At 37.9% G+C, this 16,625-nt stretch carries 15 protein-coding genes and 1 riboswitch; of the genes, 4 read left to right on the top strand and 11 right to left on the bottom strand.

The genetic code is table 11. The features are described from left to right. Positions 1–117: 117 nt before the first annotated feature. Together abc-f and acnA are read right to left on the bottom strand one after the other, a co-directional pair. A complete protein-coding gene (gene abc-f, locus NSS81_RS25985; protein ID WP_342431493.1) occupies positions 118–1,836 on the bottom strand; it encodes an ABC-F type ribosomal protection protein in 1,719 nt (572 codons plus the stop codon). A 333-nt stretch (positions 1,837–2,169) separates the two neighbouring features. Further along, positions 2,170–4,878 carry an aconitate hydratase AcnA gene (acnA, locus tag NSS81_RS25980; protein ID WP_342431492.1) on the bottom strand — a complete coding sequence of 903 codons (2,709 nt, stop codon included), beginning with the start codon at positions 4,876–4,878 and terminating at the stop codon, positions 2,170–2,172. A 328-nt stretch (positions 4,879–5,206) separates the two neighbouring features. Here acnA and sspO point away from each other — a divergent pair, with 328 nt between their 5' ends. Then, positions 5,207–5,356: a small acid-soluble spore protein O gene (gene sspO, locus NSS81_RS25975; protein WP_342431491.1), complete on the top strand. Its 150-nt coding sequence runs from the start codon at positions 5,207–5,209 to the stop codon at positions 5,354–5,356. Positions 5,357–5,388: 32 nt separating this feature from the next. On the opposite strand, the gene NSS81_RS25970 is transcribed toward sspO, so the two are convergent. Next, positions 5,389–5,658, bottom strand: a complete 270-nt coding sequence (locus NSS81_RS25970) for a hypothetical protein (RefSeq protein WP_342431490.1) — start codon at positions 5,656–5,658, stop codon at positions 5,389–5,391. 115 nt (positions 5,659–5,773) lie between these two features. Here NSS81_RS25970 and NSS81_RS25965 point away from each other — a divergent pair, with 115 nt between their 5' ends. After that, positions 5,774–5,911, top strand: a complete 138-nt coding sequence (locus NSS81_RS25965; RefSeq protein WP_342431489.1) for a small acid-soluble spore protein P — start codon at positions 5,774–5,776, stop codon at positions 5,909–5,911. 48 nt (positions 5,912–5,959) lie between these two features. On the opposite strand, the gene selA is transcribed toward NSS81_RS25965, so the two are convergent. Next, entirely contained in the window at positions 5,960–7,363 is a 1,404-nt protein-coding gene (gene selA, locus NSS81_RS25960; protein ID WP_342434149.1) for an L-seryl-tRNA(Sec) selenium transferase, read from the bottom strand. 97 nt (positions 7,364–7,460) lie between these two features. On the opposite strand from selA, the gene NSS81_RS25955 reads away from it, so the two are divergent. Continuing rightward, positions 7,461–7,853: an Hsp20/alpha crystallin family protein gene (locus NSS81_RS25955; protein WP_342431488.1), complete on the top strand. Its 393-nt coding sequence runs from the start codon at positions 7,461–7,463 to the stop codon at positions 7,851–7,853. 95 nt (positions 7,854–7,948) lie between these two features. Here the strand turns inward: NSS81_RS25955 and NSS81_RS25950 are convergent, their stop codons facing one another. Next, positions 7,949–8,188 carry an Rdx family protein gene (locus NSS81_RS25950; protein WP_342431487.1) on the bottom strand — a complete coding sequence of 80 codons (240 nt, stop codon included), beginning with the start codon at positions 8,186–8,188 and terminating at the stop codon, positions 7,949–7,951. A 146-nt stretch (positions 8,189–8,334) separates the two neighbouring features. On the opposite strand from NSS81_RS25950, the gene selD reads away from it, so the two are divergent. Next, positions 8,335–9,387, top strand: coding sequence for a selenide, water dikinase SelD (selD, locus tag NSS81_RS25945; protein ID WP_342431486.1), 1,053 nt, complete (start codon positions 8,335–8,337; stop codon positions 9,385–9,387). A gap of 70 nt (positions 9,388–9,457) precedes the next feature. Here the strand turns inward: selD and NSS81_RS25940 are convergent, their stop codons facing one another. The 6 genes from NSS81_RS25940 to NSS81_RS25915 form a co-directional block, all read right to left on the bottom strand. Further along, a complete protein-coding gene (locus NSS81_RS25940; protein ID WP_342431485.1) occupies positions 9,458–9,613 on the bottom strand; it encodes a YpzG family protein in 156 nt (51 codons plus the stop codon). A gap of 278 nt (positions 9,614–9,891) precedes the next feature. Continuing rightward, complete coding sequence (locus NSS81_RS25935) at positions 9,892–10,959, bottom strand: Ger(x)C family spore germination protein (RefSeq protein ID WP_342431484.1); 1,068 nt, start codon at positions 10,957–10,959, stop codon at positions 9,892–9,894. After that, complete coding sequence (locus tag NSS81_RS25930; RefSeq protein ID WP_342434148.1) at positions 10,956–12,014, bottom strand: GerAB/ArcD/ProY family transporter; 1,059 nt, start codon at positions 12,012–12,014, stop codon at positions 10,956–10,958. The genes NSS81_RS25935 and NSS81_RS25930 overlap by 4 nt, the downstream gene beginning before the upstream one ends. A 69-nt stretch (positions 12,015–12,083) precedes the next feature. Beyond that, positions 12,084–13,577, bottom strand: coding sequence for a spore germination protein (locus NSS81_RS25925; protein ID WP_342431483.1), 1,494 nt, complete (start codon positions 13,575–13,577; stop codon positions 12,084–12,086). Positions 13,578–13,879: 302 nt separating this feature from the next. Beyond that, entirely contained in the window at positions 13,880–14,827 is a 948-nt protein-coding gene (locus NSS81_RS25920; RefSeq protein WP_342431482.1) for an L-threonine 3-dehydrogenase, read from the bottom strand. 43 nt (positions 14,828–14,870) lie between these two features. After that, entirely contained in the window at positions 14,871–16,061 is a 1,191-nt protein-coding gene (locus NSS81_RS25915) for a glycine C-acetyltransferase (protein ID WP_342431481.1), read from the bottom strand. A 351-nt stretch (positions 16,062–16,412) separates the two neighbouring features. Beyond that, positions 16,413–16,514, top strand: a riboswitch (purine riboswitch). The last annotated feature ends 111 nt before the right edge of the window (positions 16,515–16,625 follow it).

Genomic DNA, 16,625 nt, shown 5'->3' with positions numbered 1-16,625 from the left:
TTCCGTTTTGTTCGGTCAGTGCATAAGTTGCTTATTAATTCGTTTCGTTGATAGAATAATAATAGCCCCTTCAGAAGGAGCTAAAATGAGGAGCAACTATATGTTCTCCTTGTTGTATCAGTTGTATTTTCTTTTTTCAGCCAATAACTCCTTAAACTCAAGATCTAGCTGATTATATTTAGGGTGTTTTTGATCTATTAACGATAATTCTCCAAGAATATTTGCTATTCTATTTTCAATAACCATCAAACTTTCTTTATCATCATTAGCCTGCTGTGGATTAGTTTTTCTTTCAAAATACTCCTCAGGCTTCATTTCTACACGCTTTATTTGCTGATTTTCAAAAATGAGTAACTGCTCACAAAGTTTATTTAGAAAGTAAAAATCATGTGAGACAGTTATAATCGTTCCAGAGAACTCGTTCAGCGTTTTTTCTAGTTGTTCCCTGCTTGGTAAATCAAGGTGATTTGTCGGTTCATCCAGGATAAGAACATCGTATTCTTTCATTAAAATATCGACGAGTTTTACTCTAGTTCGTTCACCTAGACTTAGTGTCGCAATCGGCTTTGTAATCAGTGGTTCCTTTAATCCTAAATTAGCAAATAGTGTTCGTGCCTGGAGAATTTTTTCTCTATCTGTAAACCCTAATGCTTCGAGTGCATTTTTTTCAGCAGGTAAATCCGCGACATCCTGACTTAGGTAGGCGATCCTTAAGGAATCACTCTTCCACAGCTCTCCACTTGAAACAGACTTTTCGCCCAGAATCATCTTAATTAGAGTCGTTTTGCCACAGCCGTTTTCGCCAAGCAAGCCCATTCGCTCCCCGTGATTAATGTAAAAGTGGGAGTTGTGAAAAAGCGTTCTTTCATAGAAGCATTTTGAAAGGTTTTTAGCCTCAATTATCCGTTTACCTCTTTTTCCTTGACTATCGAATTGAAACTGAACTTTTGCTTCTTCTTTCGGTTTTTCAATCTTATTTCTCTCCAACTCGTTTTGCAGGCGTTTCATTTTTGATTTCACCTGCTGGTCTCGTTTTTTAGCCTTTGCCCGATGGTATTCTTTAGGACCATGATCTCTCTCTTGCTTCGTTGAACTTCGGTGAGCCTTTTCAGACCAGGACGTTAATTGCTCCATTTGCATTTCAATCGTTTCTATCTGACGCTGCTGTACCGTATAGTGGTGAAGCTGAGTTTGCACACGCAGCTGTTTTTCCTTTTGATAGTCACTATAATTCCCATTGTATAAATTGATCTTAGCATTTTCTATCTCAAATACCCGATTGACCGTCTTATCCAAGAAACGACGATCATGAGAAATTATTAAAACAGGGCCTTGAAATTTTTCTAATTCTGTAATCAGCCAATCGATCCCGTAAAAGTCTAGGTGATTTGTCGGTTCATCCAGGATTAGGAACCCAGGATTTGTCGCCCATACCATTGATAGAGCTAGTTTTAGCTTTTCTCCTCCGCTCAAATGTTCAATCCGTTTCTCCTCCCAACTATAGGTCTTATTTAATCCTAACTCACTTGCATGATGGAATATTTCACTGTTTTCATTACTAGTAAAAGTTTCTTGAAAATTACTTACCGTGTAATCTATGGATTGTGTAAGATAGCCTATTTTCAAATCCTTTGGTTTTTCAATGTTTCCAGAATCAGGCATCAGTTTGCCTGCAAGGATATTGGCTAAGGTTGTTTTGCCTGTGCCATTATAACCGACAAGACCAATCCTTTCTCCATTTTTAATTTCAAATTGGATATTATCTAGTACTTTTCTTAAATTAAAGCTTTTTGTTATTCCAATAACTTTTATCATCATTAAATTATTTTTGGTCATAAAAAAATCCCCTTCGTAAGAACCTGAAGAGGATATCTGCATTAAAGTTTTAAGTCCTAAATAAGTCAAATAAACCTATAAAAAGGCAAATCTAACTTGTTTTAATCGTATTTACGATTAGGAGATAAAAAAGGGCAGACTAATCTTATCATCAGGTTCAACATTTTTCGTTTATTCGAAATAATGTGCTAAAAATAAGATTATAACTTCATCCCTCTGTACCATTCCTTTTTGTTTGTTACTGTTATTTTATTTGAAGGATAACAAAATTGTCAATACTTCTAAAAAAAACACCAAGTCAATAAATTGACATGGTGTTTTATTTTTTAGAAATTAAGCTTTTAATTTTTCACGAAGTACCATTGGCAGGATACCGCCATGACGGTAGTAGTCAATTTCAACTTCTGAATCGAAGCGAACGAGTACTTCAAATTCTTTCTTATTGCCTGCTTCGTCAGTTGCCGTAACTTTTAGCAAGTCACGAGCTTTAACGTTTTCGTCAACAAGTACATCGATTGTTTCTTTACCAGTTAAGCCAAGTGTTTCAGCACTTTCACCATCTTTAAATTGAAGTGGAAGTACGCCCATTAACACAAGATTTGAACGGTGAATACGCTCGAAGCTTTCAGCTAGGACTGTTTTAATGCCTAAAAGGTTTGTACCTTTCGCAGCCCAGTCACGTGAAGAACCCATTCCGTAATCTTTACCAGCTAGAACGATTAAGCCAGTGCCGTTTTCTTTGTACTTCATACAAGCATCATAGATTGGTGTCACTTCGCCCGTTGGCCAGTAAGTAGTTACTCCACCTTCTGTACCTGGTGCAATTTGGTTGCGAATACGAATGTTTGCAAACGTTCCACGCATCATAACTTCGTGGTTACCGCGGCGCGAACCGTAAGAGTTAAAGTCACGCGGTTGAACGCCTTTTTCAAGCAGATATTTTCCAGCTGGAGTATTCTTACCAATCGCTCCTGCAGGTGAAATATGGTCAGTTGTAACAGAATCCCCAAACTTAGCTACAACGCGCAGACCTGTTAACGGCTCAACTTCACCAGGTTCTGGTGATAAACCTTCAAAGAATGGTGGATTTGCAATATAAGTAGAATCCTCATCAAATGTATATAAAGGCTCATTGCTTGTTTTGATTTCGTTCCAACGCTCATTATCGCCAAAAACATTTGCATATTCTCTGCGGAATAGTTCAGGTGTAACAGTGCGCTTAACCACATCATTTACTTCTGCAGTTGTTGGCCAAATATCCTTGAAGAATACATCATTGCCGTCTTTATCTTTACCAAGCGGCTCAGATGCAAAATCGATATTAACCGTTCCAGCAAGAGCATAAGCCACAACAAGTGGTGGTGAAGCAAGATAGTTTGCTTTAACAAGCGGATGGATCCGTCCCTCAAAGTTACGGTTACCTGATAGTACAGATGTAACTAATAGGTCGTTTTCTGCGATTGTTTTTTCGATTTCTTCTTTTAATGGACCAGAGTTACCGATACAAGTTGTACAGCCATAACCAACAAGGTTGAAACCGATGTCTTCTAGGTATGGGAGTAAGCCTGAATCGCGAAGATATCCAGTTACTACTTTAGAACCCGGTGCTAAAGAAGTTTTTACGAATTTGGGAACTTCCATTCCTAATTCAACTGCTTTTTTAGCAACCAATCCAGCACCTACTAAAACATATGGGTTGGAAGTGTTTGTACAGCTTGTTATCGAAGCAATGGCAACAGCACCGGTTTTGATCGTTGCTTCCTCGCCGTTAGTAAATTTAATTACTGCAGATTTTTCTAACTCGTCTGCTTGCAAACCAAAGCCTTGGTTTCCTTGTGGAGCAGAAACAGCTTTAACAAACTCTTCTTTCATTTTTGAAAGTGGAAGTAAATCCTGTGGACGCTTAGGACCAGAAAGGTTAGCTTCAATTCCAGATAGATCAATTTCTACTACGTCTGTATAAACTGGCTCTAATGCTGGATCGAAGAATAAACCGTTTGCTTTGCAGTATTGTTCTACTACATTGATATCGTCTTCTTCACGGCCAGTTAAACGCATATAAGCAAGTGATTCGTCATCAATCGGGAAGAAACCGCAAGTAGCGCCATATTCAGGAGCCATGTTTGCAATCGTTGCACGATCTGCTAATGGAAGAACAGATACGCCAGGTCCGAAGAACTCAACGAATTTACCAACTACGCCATGGCTGCGAAGAACTTGAGTTACTTTTAACGCAAGATCTGTAGCAGTTGCGCCGTTTGGCATTTCACCAACTAATTTAACACCGACTACTTCAGGTACTGGGAAGTATGAAGGCTGACCTAGCATTCCAGCTTCCGCTTCGATACCGCCAACGCCCCATCCAAGTACACCAAGACCATTGATCATCGTTGTATGAGAGTCAGTACCTACTAGTGTATCAGGATAAGCTTCTAATTCACCATCAGCGTTCTCAGATACGTGGACAACATCTGCCAAGTATTCAAGGTTAACTTGGTGAACGATTCCTGTTGCCGGCGGAACAGCACGATAATTATTAAAGGATTTCTGAGCCCAGCTTAGGAACTGATAACGCTCAGCATTCCGTTCAAATTCTAAATCCATGTTTACGCGTAAAGAATCATTTGAACCATAAGCGTCAACCTGTACAGAGTGGTCAATAACAAGGTCGACTGTTTTCTCTGGATTGATTTTATCTGGGTCCCCACCAAGGTCAGCCATTGCTTTTCTTAAAGATGCAAGGTCAACGACAGCTGGTACACCTGTGAAGTCTTGTAAGATAACCCGAGATGGCTTAAAAGGAACGTCCACCTCTTTAAGCTCAGCCGTACCCCATTTTGCTAAATTTTCAACATGCTCTTTTGCGATTACACGCCCATCATATTGGCGAAGAACAGATTCAAGTAATACTTTTACAGAATATGGCAATTTAGAAACTTTGCCAATACCAGCCTCTTCAAGTGCACTTAAACGGTAATAGTGGTAGCGTTTACCATTTGCTTCAAAAGAAGACCGTGCGTTAAAAACATCATTTCTCACCATGTAAAAACCCCCTCATTCGTCATAATAAATCAAAATAAACGAAAAGTCGAAAAGTCTGAATATTCATATCCATTCCTACTTTTCTCACAATTCTAATCTTAATACAACCTTTAACATAAGTAAATAACAAGAAAGTTATTGTGATTGATAAGTTTTTCTTATGTAATTTGATACTAAATCTTCGAAATATTTAGATAATCAATCAGGGCGTATATCCTTTCAACCACTAAGATTAGAATTGGTTTCTCATTAATTATCGCAAAAAAACTTTTTTTTGTCATTAATTTAGTTTTAAAGGAAATATTATCACTAGTAGGAGGTGATTGGTATGCAAAGGCGGAAGTCAAATCATGTAATCCCAGGGGCAAATGCTGCGAAAGGTCAAGGGCAAGGCGCAGGCTTTAACGAGGAAATGGCCAATGAACCGTTAACAATAAAGGAAAAAAAGAACAATAAAAAACGCAAGAAGAATCAGTAAAAGCAGGAGGTATCCCCCCTGCTTTATTTTATTTACTCAGGTAAATTTACTTCAGAAACAATACTGTTTAAATCTTGTTGAAACCGCTCTAGTTGAGCTCTCTGGTGTTCAGAGGCAACTTCTAAGGCGTTTTCTATTTGTTGATAGGCTTCATTTACTTCATTCTTTAAATGCTTCAACTGATGGCCATAGCTATCACTATCACTGATAATAACATTAAAAAGCCCCTGTGCTTCCTCATACCCTTGCTGGGCTGCTTGGAAAGCTTGCTGCTTATCTTTGTTGTATGGATATTGTTGCATCGCTTTTTCACTCCCCTTTCATTTTCTTTATCGTTAAATTGCACAGCTTGAACAGAAAATATTCAGCATAAAAACGCCGTGACATTGCATCCTAACAATAGGAGGGATGAAGAAAATGAACAAGAACGATAGTAAGGATATGAGAAGAAATCAGCCAAAACAGTCCGGCCAGCCAGAGCCCCTGAGCGGATCAAAAAAAGTGAAAAATCGTAACCATACGCGTCAAAAACATAATTCCCATCATGATATGTGAGTATTAAAACAAAAAACGCCCCCCTATGATGTGCAGAGGGGGGCGTTTTTATATATTGATTAATGCTTGGAGCAGGAGTTTTTCTTCCTCAAGTGTTACTGTTCTTAAATCAATGATAAAAGCATCTTTTTGGATTCGGCCAACGATAGCTGGTTTACATTCAGTTCGTAACCTTCTGCCAAGTTGCTCGGCAGTTAATTGATGATGTTTCACTGCTACAACCATTGTTGGAAGTTGGACATCAGGCATCGTCCCCCCGCCAACTTGGCTCATATCATGTAAAACTTCTGCCAAATATTTATCTGTCTCATGTAACAATTTTGTAACAAAACCTTGTGACCGATCGTCTAATACATCAAGACTAACTAATAAATCACGGAGGGTTGGAATGTTCTGAATTCCCTTTTCACCGCGTGCATAATCAAGTAACGTCCCTTCAAGTGCGGCGAGCGTCATTTTATCTACACGGAGAACCCTTGCTAATTGATGTTTCTTTAATCTGTCGATCATCTTCTTTTTTCCTGCAATGATACCTGCTTGGGGACCGCCTAGCAGTTTATCGCCACTAAAGCTAACAATATCAGCACCCATTTCAATTACTTCTTTAACTACCGGCTCTTCGCCAATTCCATGCTTTCTAAAGTCGTACAGTGCGCCGCTGCCAAGGTCTTCATAAAAAATCAAATTATTCTCTTTAGACAATTGAATTAATTCTTCTGTTTCAACGGATTTTGTAAATCCGACTACCTTAAAATTACTTGTATGTACTTTCATGACAATCGCCGTTTCAGGTTGAATCGCTTTTTCATAATCATATAAGTGAGTCTTATTGGTTGTCCCAACTTCAATTAGTGCTGCGCCACTTTCTTCCATTATTGACGAAATCCGAAAAGAACCGCCAATTTCTACTAATTGTCCCCTAGATACAATTACTTCTTTATTTTCGGCAAGCGCTCGTAACACAAGGTACACAGCTGCAGCATTGTTATTTACCACCATCGCTGCCTCTGCACCCGTGATTTCCTTAATTAGGGTTTCGACATGACTATGTCTTGAACCGCGTTCACCTTCATTTAACTTATATTCTAAGTTTGAATAATTACGAGCCGTTTCAATCACATGATTTATCGCATTATCACTTAATCTGGCTCTTCCAAGATTCGTATGTAAAATCGTTCCTGTTGCATTAATTACCTTTTCGATTGTAAATGAAAACTGCTTATTAATCTGTTTTTCAAGTAAATGAAACATTTCATCGGTAAATTGATTCGTTCCCGGCATTGAACCTTGCCATTGTTCCTTAACGAGCAATGTCCTTATATGACTGATTATTTCTTTTAGCTGTTTTGTTAATTGAGTAACATCCAGATGACTCTCTTCAAGAAGAGTTATAAACTGTCCATGACTTTGCAATTCATGGATAGCAGGAATTGAGCGTAACCATTCTTTCACCATCAAAAACTCCTTCACTATTCCTTCTTAAGTCCTATTATACCATTTCACATTTTTAGGTTATATGAATAAAATAATCCAAGCAAGGGGGATTGTTATGAAGTCTAAAAAAAATTTCCAGCCAATTGATTTTAACCTTGTGGAAAAGTGGCTGGAAAACTACATTCTTGACCCTTTAACAACACAAGACGACCTTACACAGTTTCGCATCGATCTTTACGAAACGGATACGGAATGGATTGTTGAGGCTTTATTAGACGAGTTTGACTGTTCGGAGATTAAGGTTTTCATTGAAGAAATGAAACTTGTTATTTCTGCTGGGAAACAATCCAAATCTTCCAATCAAATTAAAAAGATGCGATCCATCCATTTCCCTTTTCGAGTTATAAATCAAAATGTAACCGCAGTCTTTTTCAATGGAATATTAGAGGTATTCATTTCAAAAACAGAAAATGGATTAGGTAAAAATCGCTTTATTACATTGCCTTAAGTGAGCTTTTGGTTTCATTTTTTATCTGATAGTTGACATAATGTTATTATGCGATATAAAAGCACCTCATATCCTTTTGGATTTGAGGTGCTTTTTTACATTGTCTCTATTTTGTTAATGATTTCCTCCGTGTCAGGAAATAGACCTGTATCCAATTTTGAATAGATTTTATTGCCATCCACAGTCACTTCAAAAACCCCTCCAGTGCTTGGAATTAGCTCCATTTTAGTAATATTCCTGTTAAAATGGTTAAATAGCTCCTCCGCGAAACTCGCGGCCTTTGGTGCATAGTTTCATTGCATGCAAAATTCAACGGTAACCTGATAATTCTTCATTTTTGGACCTCCTGCACATTCACTTAACTATATCTCGATAGTAAAAACATTTTAACTTAACACATACTATTCCGCAAATTTTTTGACTGTACAAGAAGTGCGCTTTTAAAGCGAAACATGTATACTATTTAAATGGAGGTGTATCAATGAGTAAACTAGAGAAAATTCGCCTAACCTCTTTATCCTCTAAAGCTGGTTGAGGCTGTAAAATTGGTCCTGAAGACCTGGCGCAAGTTTTGCGTCTTTTGCCTAAGCAAGATCCTGTACCTGAATTATTAGTTGGACATGAAACATCAGACGATGCTGGTGTATACCGATTAACCGATACGATTGCTCTAATTCAGACAGTCGATTATTTTACCCCAATCGTGGATGACCCTTATATGTTTGGACAAATTACTGCCGCAAATGCTTTAAGTGATGTTTATGCGATGGGCGGAGAACCAAAAACTGTTCTAAACATTGTTGGTTTTCCTATTAAAAAACTAGGTGCCGAGGTTCTTTCAGACATTCTGCGCGGTGCCGCAGATAAAGTGAAGGAAGCTGGGGCGATAACAGTTGGCGGACATTCCATTGATGACCAAGAGCCGAAATTTGGTCTGTCCGTTACGGGTATTGTACATCCAGATAAAGTTTGGAAAAATGTTGGTGCCAAGCCAGGTGATGTCCTTGTTCTAACGAAGCCAATCGGTGTCGGGATTATCACAACAGGTATTAAAAGAAATGTAGTTACATCGTTACAAGAACAAATTGTCACAGAGACAATGGCAACATTAAATAAAGTAGCTGCTGAAACACTAACAGAATTTCAGCCCCATGCTGTCACCGATGTGACTGGTTTTGGATTAATGGGGCATGGAAGTGAAATGGCCCGCGGCAGTGGAGTTAGCTTTGAAATTTCTATTTCAAAGGTACCCGTGCTTGAAGGTGCGCTTGAATTAGCCAAGCAGGGAGTTGTACCAGGCGGATCCAAATCTAATCATTCTTGGTTAAAGGATGATGTGGTTTATGAGGAAATCCTGCCTGAAGAACAGCTTGTCCTTTGTGATGCTATTACATCTGGAGGACTATTGATTGCAATTAGTGAAGAAGAAGCAAAAATGTACGTAGACAGACTCCAGTCTAAAGGGGTCGCTGCTGCATCGATTGTTGGGAAAGTAACAGAGAAGAAAGAGAAATTAATTTATGTAAGCAGGTAACATGATTGCTTAGCAACGGTTACATGAAAAAAGACGCAAATTTGCGTCTTTTTTCATTTCTTGCCCGTTATCAAGACATCCTATGAGCTTTGGCATTGCCTCTTGCTAAGATGGTATTATGGGTAACCTGTGTTTCACCATTCACCTGAGAATTCAAATGCTTCCGCCTAGTATGTGCCTGGTGGAAAAGTCCTGAGTGCTGATCTAAACGCTCTCTGTAACTCATCGAATCACCTCTTGGTTAGGATAGGTTGAAACGGACTTGATATTCACTTGTGAATATCAATAGTATCGTTTGCTAAAATGGAGCATTTTATCCGGTATTTTCACTAATAGAGGTAGCATCATCAAAATGCGGTTATCAATATTTGGGAGTAAAAGGTCTTTATTTCATAAGCTTTTACATTGACGACATGTAACTAACGTATTCGTCTCAATAACTTCTTCGCATCATCGAATGCAACTCCTCTTTTGTCAGAATCCTTGTATGCCCATTGATTTACCTTAACTAATAATGCTAGTACCCTCAATTATGACATTGCAGACTATTTTAACATTCAGATTTTTGTAATCATCTTCCCATTTTTTGAAGTCAAAACCCCGATTCCTACTTTTATAAAATTGTCCTAATCCAATCGGATCGATTTCCTGTTCCTGAAAGTGCTTTACTAGCTGTAAGCATTCCTTTTCGACTTCCTTTTCCAACTCTTTCCGAATCTTCTCTATTTCTTTTTTTTCTTGCATCTCCTTTCCTGTATATTCTTGGATTGTTCCCTTAATTCTAATGTGAATAGTAACTTCAGAAGGATTCTTTTTTGAAATTTTAAATTTATGTTTGGAATGGATGCTTTTAATGGATGCCTTACCGTCCTTTTCCTTTGGGACTGAAAAATTGCCATTACTGTACTTGTCTACCAACAGCCTGAAAAAAAACATTTTTTCTGAAGGAATAATACCTACTACTTTATCTTCATTAAACAGACTAATCCCACTTATTTCGACCTGGTCATTACTTATTTGTTTTAGCCGAGGAAGGTAAATATCCTTTCCTGTTTGATAATAATCACGTAATAACAAATGGAGATTCGTTTTAGGTAAATCTTTAGTTTTAATATGGGTATCCAGAAGAGTGTATAAATAATTTCCGCTTCCCTCTGTTCCATATTTTCCTTGTAAAATATTTTGAGCTTTTCCTTCCGAAATTGCAAAAAAGTTTCTGGCCCCTATGGCCACATCTCTTTGATATACATCTAGTATATCTTTCATTCCTCGCTTTCCGAGCTCCTCCCCGACTACTGTCACCCCCAAACCGCCGGTAACAAGTGGTTGAGAGGATTGTCTATTCGCTTTTATTAAGAGATCTCTTCTCAAAATGGCTTTAGATGAAAACGTTTGATTACCGATACTTTTATCAGCGTTGTAAGTTTGTGTTAGAAAAGTGCCCAGAATTTGTTTATCTCGTGAATGGTCGAATCCGATACCAATGACGATATTAATATCATCAATGACTTTTTTTTCAACACATCCTGATAGTTGTAATAATAAGGCTAAAACCAAAAAAAGTCTTTTCATTTTGTCTTCACCTTCTTAGCAATCTGGACAGCAATGAATAATAAAGGAATGTACAGCATCGTAAAAACAAATCCTATTTTCGCCACACTCTGATTTAACAAGTCAATTCCTTCCCGTGTATGAATAAAATTAATGGCTGCCAAATGGGGAATAATAAACAAATAAACACCCTTTTTCTGCCTGATATTAAAAATCCTATTCACTAGCCTAGAGCCGATCCAGATGGAGAGACAAACATTGGGAAGAATAATTAAATTCCAGTTTGCAATTCCAATGAATTCAAAGCGATCTACAAAAGAGAGTTTCAGAATCTTCCACATCGACAACGTTGGCCATAGTGCTTTTTGTAGTTGTTCTTCCGAAAAGTAAGCAAAAGTTACGATCGCAAAAACTGTAAATAGGAGCGTGGTCGTTAATATCGCAAAATGGGCCCATTTTTTGGACCTTTGCGGATCCTTAATAAAGGGGTAAAGAAACAGCACAATTTCAAAGCCTATAAAAGAAAGCGTCATTTGAAAGGAACCTTTTAACAAGTCTATTACGGAATGATCCCAAATAGGCAATAAATTTTCAAAGTTAGTATAGGGTAAATTAAAACCAAAAGTAAACACTAAGTATCCAGGCAAGACGATACTGAAAAAAGCCATTCCAACGACTGCTCGGAGTCCGCCAAATACAACATACATACAGAGCAGCATAAAGCTGAAGGTGAACCAGAAAATGCTTAATTCAGGAAACATCCAAACCTGGATAATTTCAATGAATGAACGAAGAGTAGCCAAAGAATGCATGAGAAAATATCCAATAAAAGGAATACTTAATAGCTTCCCAAGAAAATTCCCCGCTACATACGTATGTGCTGAAACGATATCTCCGTTGACAGTTTCTGCAATTTTATAAATCATCCAGAGAATAATATGAAGGCATATCCCTGCGAATAATATAGAAATCCAAGCGTCATAGCCAGTTGCTTTTGCGATTCTACGCTGAAAATTAAAAGCGCCTAGTCCGATTTGCATGGACATAATCGAATAATAAATTAAGAAGGGGGAGATTTTCAGCCTGTCAGGAATAGTTTGCTCTTGAATATTGATTCACCTCCCTATTTATTCCATATCTTGCAGTCATTCCTCAATATCCTTTTTAATACTTGCCTTATTCATACTATAGCGGATAGGATTTTCTGTTCTTAAAAACTCTGGTCTCATGCCCTGATCCCTAAAAGGAAATCTAATCAGAGAATCCTGTAGGTCTACCAGCCTTGGTGGATAAAAAGGATCCAAAAACGGCCTGCCTAGGGAGGTAAGGCGGATTAAGTGGGTCAATAAAATACAAAAACAGAATAAAATGCCGATCAATCCCCAAAGGTGAGCAAAAAATAAAAAAGGGAAGCGTAGTACACGGATGGTATTGCTCATCTTATATATTGGCGTTGTAAAGGAAGAAAGTGCAGCGAGTGCGATGAGAATGAGAAGAACATTACTTGTAAGTCCTGCTTCAACCGATGCAGTTCCAATGACGATCCCTCCAACGATACCAATTGTCTGTCCTACCTTTGTCGGCAACCTCGCCCCAGCCTCTCTTAACAATTCAATCGTCATTTCTAAAAACACAGCCTCCAGCACTGGCGGAAAGGGAACAATCCTCCTTGATGAAATTAAAGTCCCTAACAAATCATGTGGAATAATTTCATAATGATAAGTTAGAACGGCTACATAAAGTGGGGTAACCAAGATGGAAAAGAAGACGGAAAACATCCTAAGTAATCTAAAAAATGAAGCAATGATCCAATTTAAATAATAGTCTTCGAAGGCACTGAAAAAGTTAACAAAAGTAGTCGGCGTAATCAAAACATGCGGTGAACCGTCTACACAAATGGCTATCTTTCCCTCAGCCAAAATCGCCGCAACTCGGTCTGGCCTTTCTGTATCTAGTAACTGAGGAAATGGTGAATTCGAATTATCCGATAGGAACTGCACAATATATGAACTGTCAGTAATTGCATCAAATTCAACATCTTTCAATCGTTGCCTGACAGTATTCACATTCTCTTGATTTGTAATCCCTTCAATATGTAAGACAGCAATCTTTGTTTTAGATAGACTCCCAATTGTATATTCTTCCACTATTAATTCTTTTATAGGCAATCGTCTTCTAATTAAGTTTAAATTTGTCGAAATGGATTCAACAAAGGCTTCTTTTGGGCCAATAACAGAAATCTCTACTTCGGGCGGTGAAAGATTACGGACTATTTCCTTTTTAGCACCGATCAAACCAAACTGCCTTTCCTCTGTTTCAATGGTCAGTAGCACATAGCCGTTACATAGATTTTCTTCAATTTTAGAAGGGTTATCACTGATTTGAACATCTTCAAGTGGAACGATTTTCTTAATATCATCAACCGAATGAAAATCACCCTCCAATAAAGAAGGAAGGATACCTTGCTGGACGACTTTCTCATCAACTAAGGTATTAAAAAATGAAATGCAAAATCGCACATTTGTTTTTTGATTGTAATAAAAGGCTTTTTTAAAGTCATTGGATTTTGCTAATATTTGTGCCCATTCTGTTTTTTTTATATCTTCATGGATGCTCTTCTTTATTAACCATCTTTTCATTGAACAATCACCATCATTTTTGAATTACGATTATTGTTACCGCAACTGGGTAAAATATGAATAAAAGTTATATTACGGTTCTTTAGATTTAATCACTCAAAAAGCCAATCTCCTTTTGGAGCAGCTATCGCAGGAATAATGGAATGGTGGTTTAAGAATGGAAAACCCTACACTCCAAAAGTTATGGTAGAACGAGTGGGGATTTTGTTTGAGAGGAACCTATAGTTTTGTAAGATAGTTTTCAGTTACAACGCATATAGACATAATCAAAAAATCCCGAGCCTATTAAGCCCGGGACGCATTTATAAGATTTTTTTTGTTAACTTTTCAATCATATCTTTAGTCATTTTGGCTAAATCATATTCTGATTTAAAGCCCCATTCTTCCCTTGCGGCGGTGGGATCAATCGAGTTTGGCCAGCTGTCTGCAATTTTTTGACGAGCAGGATCAACTGCATAGGTTATCTCAAAGCCAGGAACATGCAGAGAAATCTCTCGAGCAATTTCTTCAGGGGCAAAACTCATCGCAGTAACATTGAAGGAGTTACGGTGAACAAGATTAGCTGGATCCGACTCCATTAAATCAATGATTGCTGTTAAAGCGTCAGGCATATACATCATGTCCATATATGTGCCTTTATCAATATATGAAATATATTTCTTGTTTTTAATCGCTTCATAATAAATTTCAACCGCATAGTCTGTTGTCCCTCCGCCTGGTAGTGCAACGTAAGAAACTAAGCCAGGGAAACGCAAACCGCGAGTATCCACTCCAAATTTATGGAAATAATAATCAGCAAGGAGTTCTCCAGCTACTTTATTTACACCATACATAGTTGTCGGGCGCATGATGGTATCCTGTGGAGTACTGTCTTTGGGTGTCAATGGACCAAAAGCACCAATAGAACTTGGTGTGAAAAATTGTGCATTGAGTTCTCTTGCCGTTTCGAGTGCATTCATCAAGCCACCCATATTTAAATTCCAGGCAAAAACAGGTTTTGCTTCTGCTGTGGCAGATAAGAGTGCCGCCAAATGCATCACCGTATCGACATTATATTTTTTTGCAACCTCGCCCATTCGGTTCAAATCAGTCACATCAACGATTTCAAACGGCCCATTTTGTGCAGCCTCGCTATCGTTCCTTTTTATATCTGTGGCGATGACATTATTGGAACCATAGATCTCCCTTAACTTCATCGTTAGTTCGGATCCAATTTGACCTAATGCACCTGTAATTAAAATCTTCTTCATGCTTCTCCGTCCTCTTCGCTTATGTCTAGCGTGAATCTAAGAATTAAATAATTCCCATTTCCTTGCCTACTTTCTCGTATATAGCAATTGCCTGATCAAGCATTACTTTTGTATGGGCAGCGGTTGGCATATTGCGGACACGTCCGGTACCCTGTGGAACAGTTGGGAAGACAATCGCCTTTGCGTATACTCCTTCATCATTAAGGCGTTTGCTGAATTGTTGAGTTAGACTTTCGTCACCAATAATACATGGCGTAATAGGTGTTTCGCTGTTTCCAATATTAAATCCTAAGTCCTTCAAACCTTTTTTTAGATAATCGCCATTTTCCCAAAGTTTTTTGTTTAATTCTGTGCTTTCCATTAAGAGTTCAATCGATTTAATACTTGCAGCGACGTCGGCAGGTGTTAGTGATGTAGAGAACAAAAATGGACGGCTACGTACCTTTAACCAATCAATTAAATTCCTTTTGCCTGCAACATATCCTCCAACGACCCCAATTGCCTTAGACAGGGTACCAATTTGAAAATCAATTTTATCAGAAAGACCGAAATGTTTTACTGTTCCTGCGCCCTCACCTAAAACGCCAGAGCCGTGGGCATCATCTACATATGTAATAAGATCAAATTCCTCTGCAATCTTAACGATTTCAGGTAATAAAGCAATGTCGCCATCCATTGAGAATACCCCATCGGTAATGACCATGATTTTATTATATAGACCTGATTCCTTTGCTTCTTTTGCTTTCGCACGTAAATCAGCCATATCTGAATGATTGACACGAATGATTTTTGCTTTAGAAAGGCGGCAGCCATCGATAATAGAAGCATGGTTCAACTCATCGGATAGGATCGCATCATTCTTATCCATAACAGCGGAAATAGCCGCCATATTACAGTTAAAACCGGATTGATAGGCAATAGCAGCTTCTGTATGCTTGAATTCAGCTAATTTTTCTTCCAATTCCACATGTAATTTAAGTGTTCCATTAATGGTCCGTACAGCACCAGCACCGACTCCAAATTTCTTAATTGCGTCTGTTGCTGCCTGTTTTAACCGTTCATCGGTTGCTAATCCTAAATAATTATTTGATGAAAGATTAACTAATTTCTTCCCATTTATTGTGATCACTGGTCCATTTGCACTTTCTAATGGATCGATGACATTATAAAGACCCTTAGTTTTTAAATCGGCCAGGTTTTCGTTTAAGAATTGTTCCAAAGTATTGCTGGACACGTAAATTCCCCCTTTTTGTCGCTTATAGAAAAACAATTGTCCGTCACAGGCGGACAATTGAATCATGGACAATTACTAGTATTAAAGCTTTTCTGTACTATACTTTATCACACTTTTTTAAATATGTTCATATCAAGCGGACATTCTGTAAAAAAAATTTTAGACTCCCCTTTTTGAATAACCAATTTGAATTAAGGATATTTTTTATTTATTAAATCCTCACTAATTTTTTGAATATAACCCGTTCGGGAACCGCTTCCAAAAGACGAACATAAACTTAAAATCATACTCTTTCATTCGTCCTTTTTATAATTTAAGGTTGATTTGTGTTTTTGTCACGAGTATAATGTGAATAAATTCATATGGTTCACTCATATAATCGCAGGGTTATGGCCTGCAAGTTTCTACCGGATTGCCGTTAACAATCTGACTATGAGTGGGTAATGCAATGGCGCTTTTTCTTTTAGCGTCCATTCTATTTGGTTTATTAAAGCCCAAATGTCATTGCCTCACTCAATAATTGATGTGAGCAACGGCGTTTGGGCTTTTTTATTTTTTTACACA

Origin of the sequence: Neobacillus sp. FSL H8-0543 (genome assembly GCF_038592905.1) — a bacterium.
Classification (GTDB): Bacteria; Bacillota; Bacilli; order Bacillales; family Cytobacillaceae; genus Neobacillus.
Note: the sequence above shows the minus strand (reverse complement) of the source record. Positions and strands in the feature narration are given on the sequence as shown.